We start from the raw sequence: 18,835 nt of genomic DNA, 5'->3' as shown, positions 1-18,835 counted from the left end.
ATTCTACTACATCTAAAATCTCATATATATAACTATTATAGTTAATGCAGACATAACAATCATTCCTACATAATCTCTCGAAGTTACTTTCAATATCTTCATTCTAGTTCGGCCTTCTCCACCTCTATAGCATCTAGCTTCCATTGCCATTGCTAACTCATCAGCTCTTCTAAAGGAGCTAATAAATAGCGGTACAAGTAGTGGTATAAGACTTTTAGCTCTATTAACTATACTTCCACTTTCAAAATCTGCACCTCTTGCCTTTTGAGCCTTCATTATTTTATCAGTCTCATCCATTAAAGTAGGTATAAATCGTAGTGCTATAGTCATCATCATAGCAAGTTCATGAGCTGGTACACCAATTTTCTTAAATGGTCCTAGTAATTTTTCTATTCCATCAGTAAGTTCTATTGGTGATGTAGTTAATGTTAATAGAGATGTTCCTATAATAAGAAAAGTAAGTCTTAGTATCATAAATATAGCTGTTACTATACCTTCTTTGTATATTTTAATAAATCCCCATTGCCATAATAATACGTTACCTCTAGTTAAAAACACATTAAATAGTGCCGTTATTATCATTAATATAAATATAGGCTTTAATCCCTTATATATATATCTAAATTGAATCTTAGATACAATTATAGCCATCATTGTAAATATAAAAATAACAATATATCCTGAGAACTCTTTTATTAAAAATAAGTCTATTATAAAGAGTAAGGAAAATAGTATTTTTACCCTAGCATCTAATTTATGGACAAATGACTCTCCAGGTATATATTGGCCTATGGTAATATCTTTAATCATATTTACTCCTCCATAACTTTATAAAAGAGCCTAGTTTTTTGCTAGTATCTTAAGTAACTCTTTTTTAGCTTGTTCTAATGTGAAAATATCATCAGGTAATTCAAATCCAACCCTTCTCAATTCTCGCATAAGATATGTTACCTGCGGAACTGCAAGACCTACATTTTCTAATGTATCTACTTCTTTAAATATTTCTTGTGGTGTACCATCTAATACACATTTTCCTTCATCCATTACCAATATACGGTCTGCAACCTTTGCCACATCCTCCATGCTATGAGATACAAGAATAATAGTCATGTTATAAGATTTATGAAGCTTATATAGCTCTCCTAGAATTTCATCTCTCCCCTTAGGATCTAATCCAGCTGTTGGTTCATCTAGTATTAAAACCCTTGGTTCCATAGCTACAACTCCAGCTATTGCTACTCTTCTTTTTTGTCCTCCACTTAGGTCAAATGGAGATTTATTTCTGTAAGTTTCATAGTCTAAACCTACCATGTCCATGGCTCTTTTAGTTCTTTCTAAAGCTTCCTCATCATTAAGCCCTAAATTCTTAGGTCCAAACATTATGTCCTTTTCTATTGTTTCCTCAAAAAGTTGATACTCTGCATATTGGAATACTAATCCAACTTTTTTTCTTATGTCCGTAAGCTTAACTCCACTAGCAGTAATATCTACACCATCAACAAATATTTTTCCTTGGTTAGGTTTTAATAACCCGTTCATGTGTTGTATCAAAGTAGATTTACCTGAGCCTGTATGTCCAATGAGGGCTACAAATTCACCATCATTTATATTCACATTAACATTACTAAGGGCAACCTTTTCAAAGGGAGTTTTAGCCATATATATATGAGTTAAATTTTCTATTTTAATTGACATAATTCTCTCACCATCTCATCTATAGTTAATATATCCGATTTTATATTAACACCTGATTTATTTAATTCATAAGCCAATTCTGTCATTTGTGGTACATCCAAACCTAAGTTTTTCATAATTTCTACATTTTGAAATACTTCTCTTGGCTTTCCTTCTACTATAACTTTTCCTGAATCCATAACATATATCTTATCTGCTTCAACAGCTTCTTCCATAAAGTGTGTTATGTATACTATTGTGATCCCATTGTTTTTATTTAAATCCATTATCGTATTTATAACTTCTTTTCTTCCAGATGGATCAAGCATGGCTGTTGGCTCATCTAATACTATGCATTCAGGCATCATAGCTAATATACCAGCAATAGCTACACGTTGCTTTTGACCCCCAGATAGAAGATGTGGTCCATGTTTTTTATAATCATACATGTTTACTCTCTTAAGTGACTCGTCTACTCTTCTTCTTATCTCCTTAGGTTCTACGCCTAAATTTTCTGGTCCAAAAGCTACATCCTCTTCTACTATAGTTGCAACAATTTGGTTATCAGGGTTTTGAAAAACCATACCCGCTTTACTTCTTACATTCCATATGTTTTCTTCTTTGCTAGTATCATATCCAGACACACTAATTTTGCCCTCTGTTGGAATTAAGAGTGCATTTATATGTTTTGCAAAAGTAGATTTTCCTGATCCATTATGACCTAATACAACTACAAACTCACCCTTATTAATGGTAATATTAACACCATCTATAGCCAATTTTATATTACCTTCACTATCCGGAGGATAAGTATATCTCAAGTTTTCACTAATAACTTCCGGTACTTTTTCACTGGATGAATTTAAATTATCTATTTTATTAATTTCATTAAGCTTTTCAATTTGATTATCTCTAGAATTTATATTAGTTTCCATCAATTATCCCTCCATTAGAGAGTTACTATCTAATACTCAATTTTATAACAAAACGGGGACTAAGTTAGCCTTACTTAATCCCCTTGAATTATTATACTAATTCTAATACAACAACCTCTGCTCCGTCGCCTCTTCTAGGTCCCATTTTCATTATTCTAGTGTATCCACCATTTCTTTCAGCGTATTTTGGAGCTACGTTATCAAATAAATTCTTAACAACATCCTCTTCTGTAACAAATGCAAGCACTTGTCTTCTAGCATGAAGATCTCCTCTTTTAGCTAAAGTTATCATTTTCTCAGCTAATCTTTTAGTTTCTTTTGCTCTAGCTTCAGTTGTTTCAATTCTACCGTGCTTTAAGAAACTAGTCGTAAGATTTCTAAGCATTGCCATTCTTTGATCAGTTGGACGTCCTAACTTACGTTGCTGTGCCATCTCTATACCTCCTTACTCCTCGCTAGGTTTGAATCCCAATCCTAAGCCTTCAAGTTTTTGCTCAACCTCTTCAAGAGATTTCTTTCCTAGGTTTCTTACCTTCATCATATCATCCATTGATTTTTCTGTTAACTCTTGAACAGTATTAATACCAGCTCTCTTTAAGCAATTAAAGCTTCTAACAGATAAATCTAGTTCTTCTATAGTCATTTCTAGAACTTTTTCTTTCTTATCTTCTTCTTTTTCTATCATTATTTCAACATTATCTGCATGATCAGTTAATGTCATAAATAATTTAAAGTGTTCAATAAGAATTTTAGCTGATAAACCAATAGCTTCATCAGGTCTAATAGTTCCATTTGTCCAAATTTCTATAGTTAATTTATCATAATCTGTGATCTGTCCTACTCTTGTATTCTCAACTGTAAAGTTAACTCTTTTAACTGGAGTATATATTGAATCAACAGGTATAGTTGATATTGGCTTATCATCAGTTTTGTTCTTATTTTGAGAAACATAACCTCTACCACTATTAATATTTATCTCCATAAATAACTTTCCACCATCATCTAGCGTAGCAATATGAAGATCCTTATTAACTACTTCAACATCTCCGTCCACTTTAATATCTGCTCCTGTAACTTCACCAGGACCTTCAGCATCAATATATATTGTTCTTGGGCCCTCACCAGACATCTTAAGCGCTAATTCCTTTATATTTAGAATTAACTCAGAAACATCTTCTTTAACTCCATGTATAGTTGAGAATTCGTGTAAAACACCATCAATTTTAATCGAATTAGCAGCAACTCCAGGTAGTGAAGAAAGAAGAATTCTTCTTAATGCATTACCTAAAGTTATTCCATAACCTCTTTCTAATGGTTCAACAACAAATTTGCCATATGTACCATTTTCAGCGGTTTCAACACATTCTATTTTTGGCTTTTCAATTTCTAACATTTATAACCCTCCTTTTAAATTTAGTGGTTTTTTTATATCGAGGGCAACTGATTACATTATTGACTATTTACTGTATAACTCAACGATTAATGTTTCATTAACAGGAACGTCTATGTCTTCTCTTGCTGGTATTGAAGCAACCTTACCTTCAAATGATTCAATATTTCCTTCTAACCAAGTTGGTAGAGTTTTTGGATTTTCAGCAAAAACTTTGAATTTTTCAGAAGATCTGCTTTTTTCTCTAACTGATATAACATCTCCAGCTTTAACAGAGTAAGATGCGATATCTACCTTTTTACCATTTACTAAGAAATGTCCGTGGTTTACTAATTGTCTAGCTTCAACTCTTGAGCTTCCGTATCCTAATCTGTAAACAACGTTATCTAATCTTAATTCTAGGAATTTTAGTAGGTTTTCACCTGTAATTCCTCTTTGCTTTTCAGCTTTCTCATAGTACTTTCTAAATTGTCCTTCTAGAACTCCATATATTCTCTTAGCTTTTTGCTTTTCTCTTAATTGAGTTCCATAGTTTGACATTTTCTTTCTGCTTTGACCGTGTTGACCTGGTGCATAACCTCTTCTAGTAAAAGCGCACTTCTCAGTGAAGCATCTGTCACCTTTAAGGTTAAGCTTAAGACCCTCTCTTCTACAAAGTCTGCATGTAGCGCCTGTGTATCTTGCCATTCATTACACCTCCTGTTAATTAAACTCTTCTTCTTTTTGGTGGTCTACATCCATTGTGTGGAATTGGAGTTACATCTTTGATTAAAGTAACTTCTAATCCTGCAGCTTGAAGTGATCTTATAGCCGCTTCTCTACCTGCTCCTGGACCTTTAACATAAACTTCTATGCTTTTTAAACCATGTTCCATCGCTGCTTTAGCTGCTGTTTCAGCTGCCATCTGAGCTGCAAATGGAGTACTTTTTCTTGAACCTCTAAATCCTAATCCACCAGCACTTGCCCATGACAATGCGTTTCCAGCTGCATCAGTAAGTGTAACGATGGAATTATTGAAAGTAGATTTTATGTGTGCAGCACCGTGCTCAACATTTTTTCTTTCTTTTTTTCTTCTACTTCTAACTTTCTTTTGAGCCATTATATTCCCTCCTTACTATTTCTTCTTGCCTGCTATAGTCTTCTTAGGACCTTTTCTTGTTCTTGCATTAGTCTTAGTCTTTTGACCTCTAACTGTAAGACCTTTTCTATGTCTTATTCCTCTATAACATCCGATTTCTTTAAGTCTCTTTATATCTAAGGCAACTTTTCTTCTAAGATCACCTTCAACCATTAAGCTCTTATTTACATAATCTCTTAATGTATTTACTTCATCTTCAGTTAAATCCTTGATTCTAGTATCAGGATTCACTCCTGTAGCTTCAAGTATTTCATGAGATTTTGGTAGTCCTATACCAAATATATAAGTTAGACCTATCTCAACTCTTTTTTCTTTTGGTAGGTCAATACCTGCAATTCTTGCCATCTACAATCTACACCTCCTAAGTATCACTACTTATTTATTTTTATTAACCTTGTTTTTGTTTATGTTTAGGATTTTCACAGATAACCATTACTCTTCCTTTTCTTTTTATAACTTTACATTTTTCACATATAGGTTTAACTGATGGTCTTACCTTCATAGCTAACCCTCCTTATTACTTATCTCTCCAAGTTATTCTCCCACGAGTCAAATCATATGGAGAAAGTTCTACTGTAACCTTATCTCCTGGTAAAATTCTTATAAAGTTCATTCTTAACTTTCCAGAAATATGAGCAAGTATCTTGTGCCCACTCTCTAATTCAACTTGGAAAGTTGCATTAGGTAGAGTTTCTAAAACGACACCTTGCATTTCAATTATATCATCTTTTGACATAAGGGTAATCAAACCTCCTCTATTATATCCTCAACCTGCAAAAATTTTCTTATTTTAGAATTACTGATCTTTCCATTGGATAAGATAGCACTTCTAATATCTTCAGCCAAAACATTTGTAAAAGATATATGTTTAATTTTCTTTTTCTTCGGCCTATCAATTTTTCTAAGGTCTCCATCTGAAATATAGACATACTCATCGTCTATTATACCAATAATGATAAAGTATTTTCCTTTATCTCTTCCTGATTTTGAATGTACTACCTTACCTAAAAGGCTGTCATCATCCACATTAGTCACCTCATTAGCTCAAAGTTAGTATTTCTACACCTTCATTAGTTATTGCTATAGTATTTTCATAATGGGCAGATAACTTTCCATCACTAGTCACTACAGTCCAACCATCTGGCTTAATTTTAACTTTGTAATTTCCCATGTTTATCATAGGTTCAATTGCAAGTACTACACCGTGTACTAACTTAGGACCTTTACCAGCAGTGCCGTAATTAGGAACTTGTGGGTCTTCATGCATAGAAGTTCCTATGCCGTGTCCAACAAAATCCCTAACCACAGAATATCCAAAACTCTCAGCATGCTTTTGAATAGCTGCTGAAATATCGGTAAGTCTGTTCCCCACTACTGCTTTTTCAATGCCCTTAAAGAAAGATTCTTTAGTGACATCTATTAGATGTTTTGCTTCCTTAGAAATATTCCCTACTGGAAAAGTTCGTGCAGCATCACCATGATAGCCATTAAGTATCGCTCCACAATCAACACTAATTATATCTCCTTCAACTAATACGGTGTCATTCGGGATACCATGTATTACTACATCATTTACTGATGCACATATTGATCCTGGGAATCCTCCATATCCTTTAAAAGAAGGTATAGCTCCTTGTGCTAATATAAACTCTTCAGCAAGTTTATCAATTTCTGCAGTGGTTATTCCTGGTTTTATTACCTTTTGAATCATTGCTAGGGTATCGGCAACAACCTTACCAGCACTCCTCATATATTCTAGTTCTGTATCACTCTTAATATTCATCACTATTTATCGCTCCTAAGATACCACAGATATTCTTAAAAACATCATTAATAGCTTGCGTTCCATCAACCTCTGCTAATAGATTTTTCTCTCTATAGTATTCTATTAACGGTTGTGTTTGTGCATCATATATTTCAAGTCTTTCACTTACTGTCGCTTCATTATCATCTGCTCTTTGTATTACAACGCTACCGCAAACGTCGCATTTTCCATCGTTTTTAGTAGGATTATATTTTACGTGATAACTAGCTCCACAAGTAGTACATACACGTCTTCCTGTCATTCTATCTATAATAAAACCCTTAGGAACTTCAATCAATAAGGCAGTGTCTAGTTTTAAACTCATTTCTTTAAGTAAAACTTCTAAAGCCTCTGCTTGATTTACAGTCCTTGGATAACCATCTAGTAAAAATCCATTTTTGCAGTCATCCTGCTTTAATCTATCTTTAATTAAATCGATAGTTAATTCATCTGGTACTAGATGACCTTTATCTATATATTTTTTAGCTTCAATCCCTAAAGGCGTTGCTTGAGAGATATTATATCTAAAAATATCTCCAGTAGATATGTGTGGTATAGAGTATTTATTACAGATTGACTTTGCCTGAGTTCCTTTTCCGGCTCCAGGAGGACCTAATAAAATAACTCTCACTAGTATCAACTCCAAATTAAAATTTTTATTTAAGGAACCCTTCATAATGTCTCATTACTAGCTGAGATTCTAATTGTTTCATAGTATCTAGAGATACACCAACTAAAATTAGTAAACTAGTTCCACCAAATGAAACTCCCTTAAAATTACTGAATATAGCTGCTAATATAGGCACTATAGCTATAATTCCAGCAAATGTTCCACCTAAAAGGGATATTCTTGTCAAAATCTTCTCTAAGTAAATTTCAGTTTTTTCACCTGGTCTTATACCTGGAATAAATCCTGATGATTTATTCATATTCTCTGCCATCTCATCTGGTTTGAAAGTAATTATGGTATAGAACCAAGCAAAGAATAGTACTAATAAAAAATATGCTACTACATATTTCATAGTATCTTGACGAAATATACTCCAAGAACTCTTATTAACAAATACCGCAAAGGAAGATTCAGGCCATATTTGTGCTATAACCGCTGGAAATTGCATTACTGACATACCAAAGATTATTGCCATAACTCCAGAAGAATTTAATCCTATTGGAATATGTGATGATTGACCTTTTATAACTTTTCTTCCTATTGCTTTACCGGCATATTGCACTGGAATTCTTCGTTCTGCTAAATTTATAACAATTACTGTAATTAATAAAGCTAAAGCTACTGCTACGAATATTACAACCTCTACCGGACTAACTTCTCCTGTTTTAAGAAGCCCTGCTATTTGATAAGCTGTTTGTGGTAGTGAAGATATTATATTTACAAATATAATAACAGAAACACCACTTCCAATTCCATATACTGAAATTTGTTCACCTATCCATACTAACAAGGCTGTACCTGTTGTCATTGTTAGTATTATTAGTAAAAGGCCCATTGAACCTTCTATCAATATAGCTCCTGAGCTTTTAATTAGGGCATATGCTGCATATGCTTGAATAACAGCAAATACTAGAGCTGCATATTTAGTATAGTTCTGTATTTTTTTTCTTCCTTCTTGACCTTCTTTAGAAAGTTGTTCTAAATAAGGAATTGCAATTGTAAGTAATTGAATTATAATCGATGCATTGATATATGGAGTAACACCTAAAGCAAATATACTAAACTTACTAAAAGCCCCTCCTGCAATCATGTCATAGAAACTTAGAAGGGAACCAGAATTACTACTAACTAAAGTTGCAATCTTACTAGCATCCACTCCTGGTACTGGGATAAACACACCCATTCTAAAAATTACCACTATCATTAATGTAAATAGTATTCTTTTTCTTAGCTCAGGAACTCTCCAAGCGTTTCGTAGGGTTGATAACATCTATATCACCTCAACTTTTCCTCCTGCCGCTTCAATCTTCTCTGCTGCAGCTTTGGAAATCTTATTAGCTTTAACAGTTAATTTCTTTTCAATGTTACCATTTCCAAGAATCTTTATCCCATCGTTTACTCTCTTAGCCATTCCAGATTCACGAAGTAACTCTGGAGTAACTACAGTTCCATCCTCAAATATGTTTAGTCTATCTACGTTTATACAAGTATATTCTTTAGCAAATATATTTGTAAATCCTCTCTTAGGTAGTCTTCTATATAAAGGCATTTGACCTCCCTCAAATCCTGGTCTTACACCGCCACCAGATCTTGAGTTTTGTCCTTTTTGACCTTTTCCAGCAGTTTTACCCCAACCTGAACCAGTACCTCTACCGATTCTCTTAGGAGATTTTTTTGCACCTTCTGCAGGTCTTAACTCATGAAGTCTCATATTTACACCTCCTTAGTTTAAGCTTCTTCTACTTTTAGTAGGTAACTTACTTTATTAATCATACCTCTGATCTGAGGAGTCTCCTCGTGCTCAACAGTTTTACCTATTTTTCTTAATCCAAGAGCCTCTACAGTAGCAATATGATCTTTCTTTCTACCAATTAAACTCTTTACTAATGTTAATTTAACTTTAGCCAAGGTTTTCCCCTCCTATCCTAGAATTTCTTCAACAGTTTTGCCTCTAAGTTTTGCAACTTGCTCTGCTGTTCTTAATTTTGATAATCCATCTATAGTTGCGCTAACCATATTTCTTGGGTTATTTGAACCTAATGATTTAGCTCTAACGTCTTTTAATCCTGCAAGCTCAAGTACTGCTCTTGCTGGACCTCCAGCGATAACACCTGTTCCTTCTGAAGCTGGCATTATGTGAACTGTACCAGTTCCAAATTTACCATCTATAGTATGAGGAACTGTAGTTCCATCTAATTCAACTTTAACGATGTTCTTTTTAGCATCTTCGATACCTTTTCTAATTGCTTCTGGTATTTCGATAGATTTTCCCATTCCAACACCAACGTGTCCGTTCTCATCACCAACAACTACTAGTGCGCTGAATCTGAAGTTTCTACCACCTTTAACAACCTTAGCAACTCTGTTTATGTGTACAACTTTCTCTTTAAGATCAAGTGTGCTAGGATCTATTTTCATGTGTGTACCTCCTTTTTTTAGAATTTAAGTCCTGCTTCTCTTGCACCTTCTGCAAGCATTTGTACTCTTCCGTGGTATACATATCCACCTCTATCGAATACAACTTCAGTAATTCCTGCTTCTATTGCTTTTTTAGCTACTACTTCACCAACTAGTTTAGCAGCTTCCTTATTGCTACCAACTTTTAGAGAAAAGTCTTTATCTAAACTAGATGCAGCAACTAATGTTCTTCCAGCAACATCATCTATAATTTGAGCGTATATGTTCTTTTCACTTCTGAACACTGCAAGTCTTGGTCTTTCAGCTGTTCCATGAATTTTCTTACGTACTCTTAAATGACGTCTTTCTCTTGATAGCTTTCTATCAGCTTTATTGAACATGAAATTCTCTCCTTTCTAATAGCTATTATTTACCAGTCTTACCTTCCTTACGTCTGATAACTTCATCAGAGTACTTAATACCCTTTCCTTTGTAAGGCTCAGGTTTTCTCCAAGTTCTTATATCAGCTGCAACTTTACCAACTAATTCCTTGTCGATTCCTTTTACTACTATAGTATTAGCATCTGTTAATTCAAATGTAATTCCATCTACAGCAGCTATTTCAACTGGGTGTGAGAATCCTAGGTTTAAAGTTAATCCCTTACCTTTTGCTGTTGCTCTATATCCAACACCAACTAATTGTAATGTCTTAGCGAAACCATTAGTTACTCCAATTACCATATTATTTAATAATGCTCTAGTTAATCCGTGTAGAGCTCTATGTTCTTTTATATCGCTTGGTCTTGTAACGACCACTTGATTATCCTCTATAGCTATGTTTATATTCTTCACCATTGTTCTAGTTAATTCCCCTTTAGGTCCCTTAACTGTAACAACGTTGTCTGGCGTTACTGTAACAGATACACCAGCTGGTATAGCTATTGGAAGTCTTCCTACTCTTGACATAATCGCACCTCCTTGTTCATAAACTACCAGATGTAGCAGATAACTTCTCCACCTAATCCTAATTTTCTAGCTTCTCTATCAGAAACTAATCCTTTAGAAGTTGATATTATTGCAACTCCTAATCCATTTAAAACTTTAGGGATATCATCCTTACCACTATAAACTCTTAATCCTGGTTTAGATATTCTCTTAAGTCCTGTTATAACTCTCTCTTTATTTTGGCCATATTTCATGCTAAGTCTTAACATTGAAACAGTTCCATCTTGATATTCTTCTATATTTTTAATATATCCTTCTTGAAGCATAATATTTGCTATGCCTTTCTTTATTGTTGAAGAAGGAACTTCTACTATTTCATGTCTAACAATATTTGCATTTCTTACACGTGTTAGCAAATCTGCTATCGGATCAGTCATATTCATTAATTGTGCCTCCTTTCGCTATGATCTGTATATTACCAGCTTGCCTTTTTGCATCCAGGAATTTGTCCTTTATAAGCAAGTTCTCTGAAACATATACGGCAAATACCAAATTTTTTTAAGACAGAATGTGGTCTTCCACATAATCTGCATCTAGAGTATTCTCTAGTTGAATATTTTGGTTCTTTTTTCCATTTTTCTATTAAAGCTTTACGTGCCAAGTCATTCCCTCCTTTTATTGAGCAAATGGCATTCCAAGGAATCTTAATAATTCTCTTGCTTCCTCGTCTGTCTTTGCAGTAGTTACAAATATTATATCCATTCCTCTTACTTTATCAATTTTATCATATTCTATTTCAGGGAATATTAATTGTTCTTTTATTCCTAAAGCATAATTTCCTCTTCCATCAAATGACTTAGTAGGAACGCCTCTGAAGTCTCTAACTCTTGGTAATGCTATATTCATTAATTTGTCCGCAAATTGGAACATCTTATCTTTTCTTAATGTAACTTTACATCCAATTGCCATGTTATCTCTTATTTTAAAGTTGGCAACTGATTTCTTTGCTCTAGTTAATACAGCTTTTTGTCCAGTGATTAATTGCATATCACTTACAGCAGCATCTAAAACTTTAGAGTTATCTTTAGCTTCGCCAACTCCCATATTTATAACTATTTTTTCAAGTCTAGGTACTTGCATTATATTTTTGTATCCGAACTTATCCATCATAGCTGGTATTACTTCACTATTGTATTTCTCTTGTAGTCTTGTAACCATTTGTTAAACCTCCTTTCGCGAATTAAAATGTTTCTCCGCACTTTTTGCAAACTCTAACTTTTGTACCATCATCAAGTACTTTATTGCTTATTCTAGTTACGCTCTTACATTTATCGCAATATAGCATAACTTTTGAGCTGTTAATAGCTGCTTCAAAGTTAACTATTCCACCTTGCATATTTTGTCTGTTTGGTTTTTGATGTTTAGTTACTACGTTAACGCCAGCAACTACAACTTTTCCAGTCTTAGGATAAACAGCTAAAACTTCTCCAGTTTTACCTTTATCTTTTCCAGAGATAACCATAACAGTGTCTTTCTTTCTAACATGAACTTTCATCTTTGCTACCCCCTATCCTATAGTACTTCAGGTGCTAGTGACAATATTTTATTATATTCTTTATCTCTTAGCTCCCTAGCAACAGGTCCGAAGATACGAGTTCCTTTTGGATTCTTATCGTCTTTTATAATAACAGCTGCGTTCTCATCAAATCTGATATAAGTCCCGTCTGCTCTTCTCAAACCTTTAACTGATCTAACAATAACTGCTTTTACTACGTCACCTTTTTTAACAACTCCACCTGGTGTTGCACTTTTAACGCTAGCAACAATTACGTCTCCGATGTTTCCCCATTTTCTTTTGGAACCACCGAGTACTCTAATACACATTATTTCTTTAGCACCAGAGTTATCCGCTACTTTTAATAATGTTTGTTGTTGTATCATGTAAATACCCTCCCTTCAGTTAACTATTTAGCTCTTTCCATGATTTCAACAAGTCTCCATCTCTTATCCTTAGATAATGGTCTTGTTTCCATTATTAATACTCTATCGTTAACTTTTGCTTCATTATTTTCATCATGAGCCTTAAATTTAGTTGTTCTATTAACTGTTTTTCCATATAATGGATGTCTAACTTTAGTTTCAACAGCAACAACAATTGTCTTATCCATTTTGTCAGAAACTACTCTTCCGATTCTACTTTTTCTATTTCCTCTTTCCACAAGATGAACCTCCTTTCAGTATTACTGCTCACAAGCCCTTAATTCTTCTTCTCTAAGGATGGTTTTAATTTGGGCTATAGACTTCTTAACCTGTTTAATTCTCATTGGGTTTTCTAACTGTCCTGTAGCTAACTGAAATCTAAGGTTAAATAATTCTGATTTAAGATCAGATAGTTTTACATTTAAATCTTGAGGAGTACTTTGTCTCAACTCTTTCAATTCATTAGCCTTCATTGATTTCACCACCCATTTCCTCAAAATCTCTTCTAGTAACAAATTTGGTTGTTACTGGTAATTTGTGAGACGCAAGTCTCATAGCTTCTCTAGCAGCTTCTTCAGATACTCCAGATATTTCAAATAATACTCTACCTGGTTTAATTACTGCTACCCAGTACTCTGGTGAACCTTTACCAGATCCCATACGTGTTTCAGCTGGTTTTTCAGTTACTGGCTTATCAGGGAAGATTTTTATCCAAACCTTTCCTCCTCTTTTAACGTATCTATTTATAGCTATTCTGGCAGATTCGATTTGGTTGCTTGTAATCCAACCGCATTCTGTTGCTTGTAAAGCATAATCTCCATAAGCAATGAAGTTACCTCTTGTAGCTTTACCTCTCATTCTACCACGTTGTACCTTACGATGTTTAACTCTTTTAGGCATTAACATGTCAAATTCCTCCTTCCTTACACGTTATTATGAGTTACTTTCTTCCTTCTGAACTTTCTTAGTTGGAAGAACCTCACCTTTATACACCCAAACTTTTACACCAATTTTACCATAGATTGTATTAGCTTCTGTAAATCCATAGTCGATATCAGCTCTTAAAGTTTGTAGTGGGATTGTTCCCTCATGATACTGCTCTGTTCTTGCGATTTCAGCTCCGCCTAATCTTCCTGAACATGCAGTCTTAACTCCTTTAACACCTGTTCTCATAGCTCTTTGAATTGTTTGTTTCATAGCTCTTCTGAAAGATATTCTCTTTTCTAATTGAGCTGCTATGTTTTCAGCCATTAATTGTGCATTGTTTTCTGGTGTTTTAACTTCTACTATGTTAATTAAAACAAATTTATCTTTAACAACTTCTTTTAATGCAACTTTAAGTTCTTCTATACTTTGACCGCCTTTTCCTATAACCATTCCAGGTTTTGCGGTATGTATATTTATTTTAACTCTTTTAGCTGCTCTTTCTATCTCAATTTTAGATATTCCAGCAGTGAATAATCTTTTCTTTATATATTCTCTGATAGCATTATCTTCAACTAAGTTATCTGCAAAATTTTTCTTGTCTGCATACCATTTAGCGTCCCAATCCTTGATAACACCAACTCTTAGGCCGTGTGGATGTACTTTTTGACCCACTCTATATCCCTCCTTCTTATGCTCTTTCTTTAACTACTATAGTTATATGGCTAGTTCTTTTTAAAATTCTGAATGCTCTACCTTGAGCGTGTGGTCTAAACCTCTTTAATGTTGGACCTGCACCTGTATGAGCCTCTGCAACATATAATCTATTTCTGTCTAAATTAAAATTGTTTTCTGCATTCGCAACAGCTGATTTTAATAACTTATTAATAACAACAGCTGCATCTTTTGGAGTATATTGTAATATAGCGAAAGCTTCATTTACATTCTTATCTCTTATAAGGTCAAGAACAATCCCAACTTTCATAGGAGACATTCTTACATATTTAGCTATAGCTTTAGCTTCCATTGGTAATTTCCTCCTTCCCGTACTATCTCATTCTACTTGATTTTTCCTTCGCGATATGACCTTTAAAAGTTCTAGTCAAAGCGAACTCTCCAAGTTTATGTCCTACCATATCTTCTTGGACATATACTGGAACATGTTTTCTTCCATCATGTACAGCAATTGTGTGTCCTATCATTTGAGGAAAAATTGTAGAGCTTCTTGACCAAGTCTTTATAACTTTCTTCTCGCCAGCTTTGTTCATTTCTTCTATTTTATTTAGAAGAGACTCTTTTACAAAAGGTCCTTTTTTAATTGATCTACTCACTATTAGTGGCCTCCCTTCATGTAAAGTAGTTATAATCAGAAGAGAATTTATTTCTCTTCTAACTATTTACTATTTCTTTTCTTAACAATAAATTTGTCAGAGTATTTCTTAGTTTTTCTAGTTTTGTATCCAAGAGCTGGTTTACCCCATGGAGTACGTGGACTAGCATGACCTACTGGAGATTTACCTTCTCCACCTCCGTGTGGGTGGTCATTAGGGTTCATTACAGATCCTCTTACTGTTGGTCTGATACCCATATGTCTCTTTCTTCCTGCTTTACCTATATTAACAATTTCGTGAGTTAAGTTTGAAACTGTTCCTATTGTAGCTCTACAGTTTACTCTTACATATCTAACTTCTCCGCTTGGTAGTCTTACTTGAGCGTAAGCTCCTTCTTTAGCCATTAACTGAGCTGAAGAACCTGCTGATCTAACAAGTTGAGCACCTTTTCCTACTTGCAATTCAATGTTATGAATTATTGTACCTACTGGTATGTTAGTTATTGGAAGTGTATTTCCAACTTTAATGTCTGCATCTGATCCAGATACTACAACATCTCCAACCTTTAATCCAACTGGAGCTATTATGTATCTCTTTTCACCATCTGCATATACAACTAATGCGATGTAAGCTGATCTATTAGGATCGTACTCGATAGTTGCAACTTTAGCTGGTATACCATCTTTAGTTCTTTTAAAATCTATTAATCTATATTTTTGTTTCGCTCCACCACCGTGGTGACGAACAGTAATTTTACCTTGAGCATTTCTACCACCAGTTTTTTTCTTACTTACAAGAAGTGACTTTTCAGGTACATCTGTTGTTATTTCCTCAAATGAAGCCATAGTCATATTTCTTCTTGAAGGAGTGGTAGGGTTAAATTTTTTAACTGCCATTAGGTTTCCCTCCCTTTTCGCTTATCTGGCTCTAGCCAATAAATGCGTTATATTATTGCATTCCTTCAAAGAATTCAATTGTTTTGCTGTCAGCTGCTAATTTAATAACTGCTTTTTTGAAGTCAGCCCTTTTTCCAATGTGAACTCCAACTCTTTTAGTTTTACCTAAATTTCTTAAAGTTTTAACATCTTCAACTTTTACTCCGAAAACTTCTTCAACAGCTTTTTTTATTTGAACTTTGTTTGCGTGTATGTCAACGATGAAAGTGTATTTTCTTTCTGCCATAGCAGCCATACTTTTTTCAGTTATAACAGGTTTTCTTATTATATCATAACTAGTCATTTTCATTATGCATACACCTCCTCAATTTTTGATACAGCGTCTCTAGTAATCATTAAGTTTTCATACTTTAATATGTCGTAAACATTTATGTTGTTTACAGGCACTACAGCTACTCCAGGAATGTTTCTTGCTGATTTATAAACATTCTCATTAGACTCAGCTACAACTATTAATGTTTTTTTAGTTTCAAAAGCATTAAGAACTTTTACCATATCTTTAGTTTTTGGTGCATCGAAAGCCAAGCTTTCTAATACTATCATTTCATTATCTTGTACTTTTGAAGTTAAAGCTGATTTCATAGCTACTCTTCTCATACTCTTCGGAACGGAAACTCTGTAATCACGTGGTTTTGGTGCAAATACGATACCCCCGTGAATCCATTGTGGAGCTCTTATAGAACCTTGTCTTGCTCTTCCTGTTCCTTTTTGTCTCCAAGGCTTAATTCCTCCGCCTCTTACTTCAGCTCTTGTCTTAGCACTTTGAGTTCCTTGTCTTTTATTAGCTAATTGAGCTAATACAACTTGGTGCATTGCTTCAACACTAACTTCTACTCCGAAAATGCTATCATTTAATTGAATTTCTCCAACTTCTTTTTTCTCAGTGTTATACACTTTTACTGTAGGCATTCTGCATCCTCCTTTCCTTATGCTTTAACAGCGTTTCTTATTACTACTAAACCTTTATTTGGTCCTGGTATTCCGCCTTTAATAAGAATAATATTCTTTTCAGGTATTACTCTTACTACTTCTAGATTTAACACTGTAGTATTAACATTTCCCATATGACCAGGCATTTTTTTATTCTTAAATGTTCTTGATGGGTCTGATGATGCTCCCATTGAACCTACTGCTCTATGGAATTTAGAACCGTGGCTCATTGGTCCTCTGTGGAAGTTCCATCTTTTTATAACGCCAGCAAATCCTTTTCCTTTAGATATTCCAGATACGTCAATTTTATCTCCTGCTGCGAAGATTTCTGCTTTTATTTCAGAACCTACTTCATAAGCACTTGTATCATCTAATCTAAATTCTTTTATGTGTCTTCTTACAACAACACCAGCTTTTGCGAATTCACCTTTCTTAGGTTTATTCACTAACTTTTCTCTTATATCTCCAAATCCAACTTTTATGGCTTCATATCCATCATTTTCTACTGTTTTCTTTTGGATTACTACACATGGACCAGCTTCTACAACTGTTACAGGTACTACTCTTCTATTTTCATCAAATATTTGAGTCATTCCTAATTTTTTACCCATTATAGCTTTTTTCATTTAAATACACCTCCTACTTATTAGCGGACCACATTGTGATCATAATAGTTAGTAATAGTTTTTCTATTACCCGTACATCATAGTTCAATTTCATGTACTATGTACGATTATAATTTTATTTCGATATCTACACCTGCTGGTAAGTCTAATCTCATTAATGCATCAACAGTTTTTGGTGATGGACTTAATATATCGATTAGTCTTTTATGAGTTCTGATTTCGAACTGCTCTCTTGAATCTTTGTATTTGTGTGGAGCTCTTAGAACAGTTATTACATCTTTCTCAGTTGGTAGTGGTACTGGACCAGCTACTTTAGCTCCTGTGTTTTTAGCAGTCTCAACAATCTTCTCTGCTGATTGATCTAGTATTGTGTGATCAAACGCTTTTAATCTGATTCTGATTTTTTGTTTTGACATTACATTCCCTCCTTTTCATCGCACGCTATTACTTCTTACGCGCAACAGCGGAAGTTCTGTAAACTGCTCCTGGCGTTTCTTATTTTAAGAAACACAACAGCACTACAGACCCCGTCGCCCAATTCGTGATTGAGCATGCTCGGTTAAGAATTCCCCCGGAAGCCCGGCAACCTCTTACCTCATCGCTGTTACCATATTGCAACTTCTATAGTATACATTATTTTGTTAGCTTTGACAAGAGTTTTTATTCATTTTTTACTCTTGTAAATTTTTAATATCTTTAATTTTCTTTAATAAAAATATTATATATTTAATATGTAACTTTACTAACTATTTGTTTATATAATTGCCTAAAATTCAGAATATATAAAGTTATTAGTAAATTTTTTTATATTTAATTAAATATACTATAGAAGTTATATTTATGTATAGTACATCATATAACATTTAAATTCAATAGGTAAAATTATGCTGAATCTATAAAAATAGATTTTTCTCCATATTTATATATGCAATCTATATTTTATTGTTGTATATATTGTAGCAAAAGTTATTTAGACATAAAAAAAGAGAGATAGGCGTCCCCATCTCTCTTTTTACCTAGGTTTTATTGTGCACATTTCCTTTTCAGGATAATAAATAATTTATTATTTTAAATCTTAATTATTCAATTATAGAAGTTACAACTCCTGATCCCACTGTTCTTCCACCTTCTCTGA

35 protein-coding genes are annotated in these 18,835 nt (G+C 33.9%); all 35 read right to left on the bottom strand.

Translation table 11 applies throughout. From position 1 onward, the window contains the following. Positions 1–12: 12 nt before the first annotated feature. The 35 genes from B2694_RS04505 to rpsJ all read right to left on the bottom strand — a co-directional run bounded on the left by B2694_RS04505 (position 13) and on the right by rpsJ (position 18,116). The gene (locus B2694_RS04505) at positions 13–810 is read right to left on the bottom strand and encodes a CbiQ family ECF transporter T component (protein ID WP_150845886.1); all 798 of its coding nucleotides are present in this window, start codon (positions 808–810) and stop codon (positions 13–15) included. A gap of 30 nt (positions 811–840) precedes the next feature. Continuing rightward, positions 841–1,695: an energy-coupling factor transporter ATPase gene (locus B2694_RS04500; RefSeq protein ID WP_035133350.1), complete on the bottom strand. Its 855-nt coding sequence runs from the start codon at positions 1,693–1,695 to the stop codon at positions 841–843. Then, complete coding sequence (locus B2694_RS04495) at positions 1,680–2,609, bottom strand: energy-coupling factor transporter ATPase (protein ID WP_346884724.1); 930 nt, start codon at positions 2,607–2,609, stop codon at positions 1,680–1,682. The genes B2694_RS04500 and B2694_RS04495 overlap by 16 nt, the downstream gene beginning before the upstream one ends. 91 nt (positions 2,610–2,700) lie before the next feature. Next, the gene (gene rplQ / locus B2694_RS04490; protein WP_035133348.1) at positions 2,701–3,042 is read right to left on the bottom strand and encodes a 50S ribosomal protein L17; all 342 of its coding nucleotides are present in this window, start codon (positions 3,040–3,042) and stop codon (positions 2,701–2,703) included. A 12-nt stretch (positions 3,043–3,054) separates the two neighbouring features. Then, the gene (locus B2694_RS04485; protein ID WP_035133346.1) at positions 3,055–4,002 is read right to left on the bottom strand and encodes a DNA-directed RNA polymerase subunit alpha; all 948 of its coding nucleotides are present in this window, start codon (positions 4,000–4,002) and stop codon (positions 3,055–3,057) included. Positions 4,003–4,065: 63 nt separating this feature from the next. After that, a complete protein-coding gene (rpsD, locus tag B2694_RS04480; RefSeq protein WP_150845882.1) occupies positions 4,066–4,686 on the bottom strand; it encodes a 30S ribosomal protein S4 in 621 nt (206 codons plus the stop codon). A 19-nt stretch (positions 4,687–4,705) separates the two neighbouring features. Next, a complete protein-coding gene (gene rpsK, locus B2694_RS04475) occupies positions 4,706–5,098 on the bottom strand; it encodes a 30S ribosomal protein S11 (RefSeq protein ID WP_035133342.1) in 393 nt (130 codons plus the stop codon). 15 nt (positions 5,099–5,113) lie between these two features. Further along, positions 5,114–5,482 (bottom strand): 30S ribosomal protein S13, encoded by a 369-nt coding sequence (gene rpsM, locus B2694_RS04470; RefSeq protein WP_150845881.1) that lies wholly within the window; start codon positions 5,480–5,482, stop codon positions 5,114–5,116. A 43-nt stretch (positions 5,483–5,525) separates the two neighbouring features. Beyond that, entirely contained in the window at positions 5,526–5,639 is a 114-nt protein-coding gene (gene rpmJ, locus B2694_RS04465) for a 50S ribosomal protein L36 (protein WP_003373491.1), read from the bottom strand. A 15-nt stretch (positions 5,640–5,654) separates the two neighbouring features. Continuing rightward, the gene (gene infA, locus B2694_RS04460) at positions 5,655–5,873 is read right to left on the bottom strand and encodes a translation initiation factor IF-1 (RefSeq protein ID WP_035133338.1); all 219 of its coding nucleotides are present in this window, start codon (positions 5,871–5,873) and stop codon (positions 5,655–5,657) included. Between the two features lie 8 nt (positions 5,874–5,881). Beyond that, on the bottom strand, positions 5,882–6,163 hold the full coding sequence (locus B2694_RS04455) for a KOW domain-containing RNA-binding protein (protein WP_346884723.1): 282 nt from the start codon (positions 6,161–6,163) through the stop codon (positions 5,882–5,884). Positions 6,164–6,176: 13 nt separating this feature from the next. After that, positions 6,177–6,923 (bottom strand): type I methionyl aminopeptidase, encoded by a 747-nt coding sequence (gene map, locus B2694_RS04450; RefSeq protein WP_346884722.1) that lies wholly within the window; start codon positions 6,921–6,923, stop codon positions 6,177–6,179. Further along, positions 6,910–7,572, bottom strand: a complete 663-nt coding sequence (locus B2694_RS04445) for an adenylate kinase (RefSeq protein ID WP_035133451.1) — start codon at positions 7,570–7,572, stop codon at positions 6,910–6,912. The genes map and B2694_RS04445 overlap by 14 nt, the downstream gene beginning before the upstream one ends. 25 nt (positions 7,573–7,597) lie before the next feature. Then, positions 7,598–8,881, bottom strand: a complete 1,284-nt coding sequence (secY, locus tag B2694_RS04440; protein ID WP_346884721.1) for a preprotein translocase subunit SecY — start codon at positions 8,879–8,881, stop codon at positions 7,598–7,600. Continuing rightward, positions 8,882–9,322, bottom strand: coding sequence for a 50S ribosomal protein L15 (rplO, locus tag B2694_RS04435; protein WP_035133331.1), 441 nt, complete (start codon positions 9,320–9,322; stop codon positions 8,882–8,884). Positions 9,323–9,339: 17 nt separating this feature from the next. Beyond that, positions 9,340–9,519 (bottom strand): 50S ribosomal protein L30, encoded by a 180-nt coding sequence (gene rpmD / locus B2694_RS04430; RefSeq protein ID WP_035133328.1) that lies wholly within the window; start codon positions 9,517–9,519, stop codon positions 9,340–9,342. A 12-nt stretch (positions 9,520–9,531) separates the two neighbouring features. Then, positions 9,532–10,029: a 30S ribosomal protein S5 gene (gene rpsE / locus B2694_RS04425; RefSeq protein WP_035133326.1), complete on the bottom strand. Its 498-nt coding sequence runs from the start codon at positions 10,027–10,029 to the stop codon at positions 9,532–9,534. A 17-nt stretch (positions 10,030–10,046) separates the two neighbouring features. Continuing rightward, positions 10,047–10,409: a 50S ribosomal protein L18 gene (gene rplR, locus B2694_RS04420; protein WP_150845878.1), complete on the bottom strand. Its 363-nt coding sequence runs from the start codon at positions 10,407–10,409 to the stop codon at positions 10,047–10,049. Between the two features lie 25 nt (positions 10,410–10,434). Next, the gene (rplF, locus tag B2694_RS04415; RefSeq protein WP_035133322.1) at positions 10,435–10,974 is read right to left on the bottom strand and encodes a 50S ribosomal protein L6; all 540 of its coding nucleotides are present in this window, start codon (positions 10,972–10,974) and stop codon (positions 10,435–10,437) included. 23 nt (positions 10,975–10,997) lie between these two features. Next, positions 10,998–11,396 (bottom strand): 30S ribosomal protein S8, encoded by a 399-nt coding sequence (rpsH, locus tag B2694_RS04410; RefSeq protein ID WP_035133320.1) that lies wholly within the window; start codon positions 11,394–11,396, stop codon positions 10,998–11,000. 32 nt (positions 11,397–11,428) lie between these two features. Continuing rightward, entirely contained in the window at positions 11,429–11,614 is a 186-nt protein-coding gene (locus B2694_RS04405; RefSeq protein ID WP_035133318.1) for a type Z 30S ribosomal protein S14, read from the bottom strand. 14 nt (positions 11,615–11,628) lie between these two features. Continuing rightward, entirely contained in the window at positions 11,629–12,171 is a 543-nt protein-coding gene (gene rplE, locus B2694_RS04400; protein ID WP_035133316.1) for a 50S ribosomal protein L5, read from the bottom strand. Positions 12,172–12,193: 22 nt separating this feature from the next. Continuing rightward, a complete protein-coding gene (rplX, locus tag B2694_RS04395; RefSeq protein ID WP_035133314.1) occupies positions 12,194–12,508 on the bottom strand; it encodes a 50S ribosomal protein L24 in 315 nt (104 codons plus the stop codon). Between the two features lie 17 nt (positions 12,509–12,525). After that, positions 12,526–12,894, bottom strand: coding sequence for a 50S ribosomal protein L14 (rplN, locus tag B2694_RS04390; protein WP_035133311.1), 369 nt, complete (start codon positions 12,892–12,894; stop codon positions 12,526–12,528). 23 nt (positions 12,895–12,917) lie between these two features. Beyond that, on the bottom strand, positions 12,918–13,172 hold the full coding sequence (gene rpsQ / locus B2694_RS04385) for a 30S ribosomal protein S17 (RefSeq protein ID WP_035133308.1): 255 nt from the start codon (positions 13,170–13,172) through the stop codon (positions 12,918–12,920). 21 nt (positions 13,173–13,193) lie between these two features. Then, on the bottom strand, positions 13,194–13,406 hold the full coding sequence (gene rpmC / locus B2694_RS04380) for a 50S ribosomal protein L29 (protein WP_035133305.1): 213 nt from the start codon (positions 13,404–13,406) through the stop codon (positions 13,194–13,196). Further along, positions 13,396–13,839, bottom strand: a complete 444-nt coding sequence (rplP, locus tag B2694_RS04375) for a 50S ribosomal protein L16 (protein ID WP_035133300.1) — start codon at positions 13,837–13,839, stop codon at positions 13,396–13,398. The genes rpmC and rplP overlap by 11 nt, the downstream gene beginning before the upstream one ends. A gap of 27 nt (positions 13,840–13,866) precedes the next feature. Beyond that, positions 13,867–14,532 (bottom strand): 30S ribosomal protein S3, encoded by a 666-nt coding sequence (gene rpsC / locus B2694_RS04370; RefSeq protein WP_150845876.1) that lies wholly within the window; start codon positions 14,530–14,532, stop codon positions 13,867–13,869. 16 nt (positions 14,533–14,548) lie between these two features. Next, a complete protein-coding gene (rplV, locus tag B2694_RS04365) occupies positions 14,549–14,884 on the bottom strand; it encodes a 50S ribosomal protein L22 (RefSeq protein ID WP_150845875.1) in 336 nt (111 codons plus the stop codon). A 22-nt stretch (positions 14,885–14,906) separates the two neighbouring features. Further along, a complete protein-coding gene (gene rpsS / locus B2694_RS04360) occupies positions 14,907–15,188 on the bottom strand; it encodes a 30S ribosomal protein S19 (RefSeq protein ID WP_035133294.1) in 282 nt (93 codons plus the stop codon). Between the two features lie 62 nt (positions 15,189–15,250). Then, a complete protein-coding gene (gene rplB / locus B2694_RS04355) occupies positions 15,251–16,084 on the bottom strand; it encodes a 50S ribosomal protein L2 (protein ID WP_035133291.1) in 834 nt (277 codons plus the stop codon). Between the two features lie 52 nt (positions 16,085–16,136). Then, positions 16,137–16,433 carry a 50S ribosomal protein L23 gene (rplW, locus tag B2694_RS04350; protein WP_150845873.1) on the bottom strand — a complete coding sequence of 99 codons (297 nt, stop codon included), beginning with the start codon at positions 16,431–16,433 and terminating at the stop codon, positions 16,137–16,139. Further along, entirely contained in the window at positions 16,433–17,053 is a 621-nt protein-coding gene (gene rplD / locus B2694_RS04345) for a 50S ribosomal protein L4 (protein ID WP_035133287.1), read from the bottom strand. The genes rplW and rplD overlap by 1 nt, the downstream gene beginning before the upstream one ends. A gap of 17 nt (positions 17,054–17,070) precedes the next feature. Then, positions 17,071–17,700, bottom strand: coding sequence for a 50S ribosomal protein L3 (rplC, locus tag B2694_RS04340; protein WP_346884720.1), 630 nt, complete (start codon positions 17,698–17,700; stop codon positions 17,071–17,073). 107 nt (positions 17,701–17,807) lie between these two features. Continuing rightward, positions 17,808–18,116, bottom strand: a complete 309-nt coding sequence (gene rpsJ, locus B2694_RS04335) for a 30S ribosomal protein S10 (RefSeq protein ID WP_035133283.1) — start codon at positions 18,114–18,116, stop codon at positions 17,808–17,810. Between the last annotated feature and the right edge of the window lie 719 nt (positions 18,117–18,835).

The sequence above is a fragment of the Clostridium sp. UBA4395 genome (assembly GCF_002390995.1).
Lineage (GTDB): Bacteria > Bacillota > Clostridia > Clostridiales > Clostridiaceae > Clostridium_J > Clostridium_J sulfidigenes.
Note: the sequence above shows the minus strand (reverse complement) of the source record. Positions and strands in the feature narration are given on the sequence as shown.

Excerpts from the sequence above, each read along its gene's own strand:
- B2694_RS04505 (WP_150845886.1), bottom strand. The coding sequence starts at position 810 with ATGATTAAAGATATTACCATAGGCCAATATATACCTGGAGAGTCATTT.
- B2694_RS04500 (WP_035133350.1), bottom strand. The coding sequence starts at position 1,695 with ATGTCAATTAAAATAGAAAATTTAACTCATATATATATGGCTAAAACT.
- B2694_RS04495 (WP_346884724.1), bottom strand. The coding sequence starts at position 2,609 with ATGGAAACTAATATAAATTCTAGAGATAATCAAATTGAAAAGCTTAAT.
- rplQ (WP_035133348.1), bottom strand. The coding sequence starts at position 3,042 with ATGGCACAGCAACGTAAGTTAGGACGTCCAACTGATCAAAGAATGGCA.
- B2694_RS04485 (WP_035133346.1), bottom strand. The coding sequence starts at position 4,002 with ATGTTAGAAATTGAAAAGCCAAAAATAGAATGTGTTGAAACCGCTGAA.
- rpsD (WP_150845882.1), bottom strand. The coding sequence starts at position 4,686 with ATGGCAAGATACACAGGCGCTACATGCAGACTTTGTAGAAGAGAGGGT.
- rpsK (WP_035133342.1), bottom strand. The coding sequence starts at position 5,098 with ATGGCTCAAAAGAAAGTTAGAAGTAGAAGAAAAAAAGAAAGAAAAAAT.
- rpsM (WP_150845881.1), bottom strand. The coding sequence starts at position 5,482 with ATGGCAAGAATTGCAGGTATTGACCTACCAAAAGAAAAAAGAGTTGAG.
- rpmJ (WP_003373491.1), bottom strand. The coding sequence starts at position 5,639 with ATGAAGGTAAGACCATCAGTTAAACCTATATGTGAAAAATGTAAAGTT.
- infA (WP_035133338.1), bottom strand. The coding sequence starts at position 5,873 with ATGTCAAAAGATGATATAATTGAAATGCAAGGTGTCGTTTTAGAAACT.
- secY (WP_346884721.1), bottom strand. The coding sequence starts at position 8,881 with ATGTTATCAACCCTACGAAACGCTTGGAGAGTTCCTGAGCTAAGAAAA.
- rplO (WP_035133331.1), bottom strand. The coding sequence starts at position 9,322 with ATGAGACTTCATGAGTTAAGACCTGCAGAAGGTGCAAAAAAATCTCCT.
- rpsE (WP_035133326.1), bottom strand. The coding sequence starts at position 10,029 with ATGAAAATAGATCCTAGCACACTTGATCTTAAAGAGAAAGTTGTACAC.
- rplR (WP_150845878.1), bottom strand. The coding sequence starts at position 10,409 with ATGTTCAATAAAGCTGATAGAAAGCTATCAAGAGAAAGACGTCATTTA.
- rplF (WP_035133322.1), bottom strand. The coding sequence starts at position 10,974 with ATGTCAAGAGTAGGAAGACTTCCAATAGCTATACCAGCTGGTGTATCT.
- rpsH (WP_035133320.1), bottom strand. The coding sequence starts at position 11,396 with ATGAATATGACTGATCCGATAGCAGATTTGCTAACACGTGTAAGAAAT.
- rplE (WP_035133316.1), bottom strand. The coding sequence starts at position 12,171 with ATGGTTACAAGACTACAAGAGAAATACAATAGTGAAGTAATACCAGCT.
- rplX (WP_035133314.1), bottom strand. The coding sequence starts at position 12,508 with ATGAAAGTTCATGTTAGAAAGAAAGACACTGTTATGGTTATCTCTGGA.
- rplN (WP_035133311.1), bottom strand. The coding sequence starts at position 12,894 with ATGATACAACAACAAACATTATTAAAAGTAGCGGATAACTCTGGTGCT.
- rpmC (WP_035133305.1), bottom strand. The coding sequence starts at position 13,406 with ATGAAGGCTAATGAATTGAAAGAGTTGAGACAAAGTACTCCTCAAGAT.
- rplP (WP_035133300.1), bottom strand. The coding sequence starts at position 13,839 with ATGTTAATGCCTAAAAGAGTTAAACATCGTAAGGTACAACGTGGTAGA.
- rplV (WP_150845875.1), bottom strand. The coding sequence starts at position 14,884 with ATGGAAGCTAAAGCTATAGCTAAATATGTAAGAATGTCTCCTATGAAA.
- rplB (WP_035133291.1), bottom strand. The coding sequence starts at position 16,084 with ATGGCAGTTAAAAAATTTAACCCTACCACTCCTTCAAGAAGAAATATG.
- rplW (WP_150845873.1), bottom strand. The coding sequence starts at position 16,433 with ATGAAAATGACTAGTTATGATATAATAAGAAAACCTGTTATAACTGAA.
- rplD (WP_035133287.1), bottom strand. The coding sequence starts at position 17,053 with ATGCCTACAGTAAAAGTGTATAACACTGAGAAAAAAGAAGTTGGAGAA.
- rplC (WP_346884720.1), bottom strand. The coding sequence starts at position 17,700 with ATGAAAAAAGCTATAATGGGTAAAAAATTAGGAATGACTCAAATATTT.
- rpsJ (WP_035133283.1), bottom strand. The coding sequence starts at position 18,116 with ATGTCAAAACAAAAAATCAGAATCAGATTAAAAGCGTTTGATCACACA.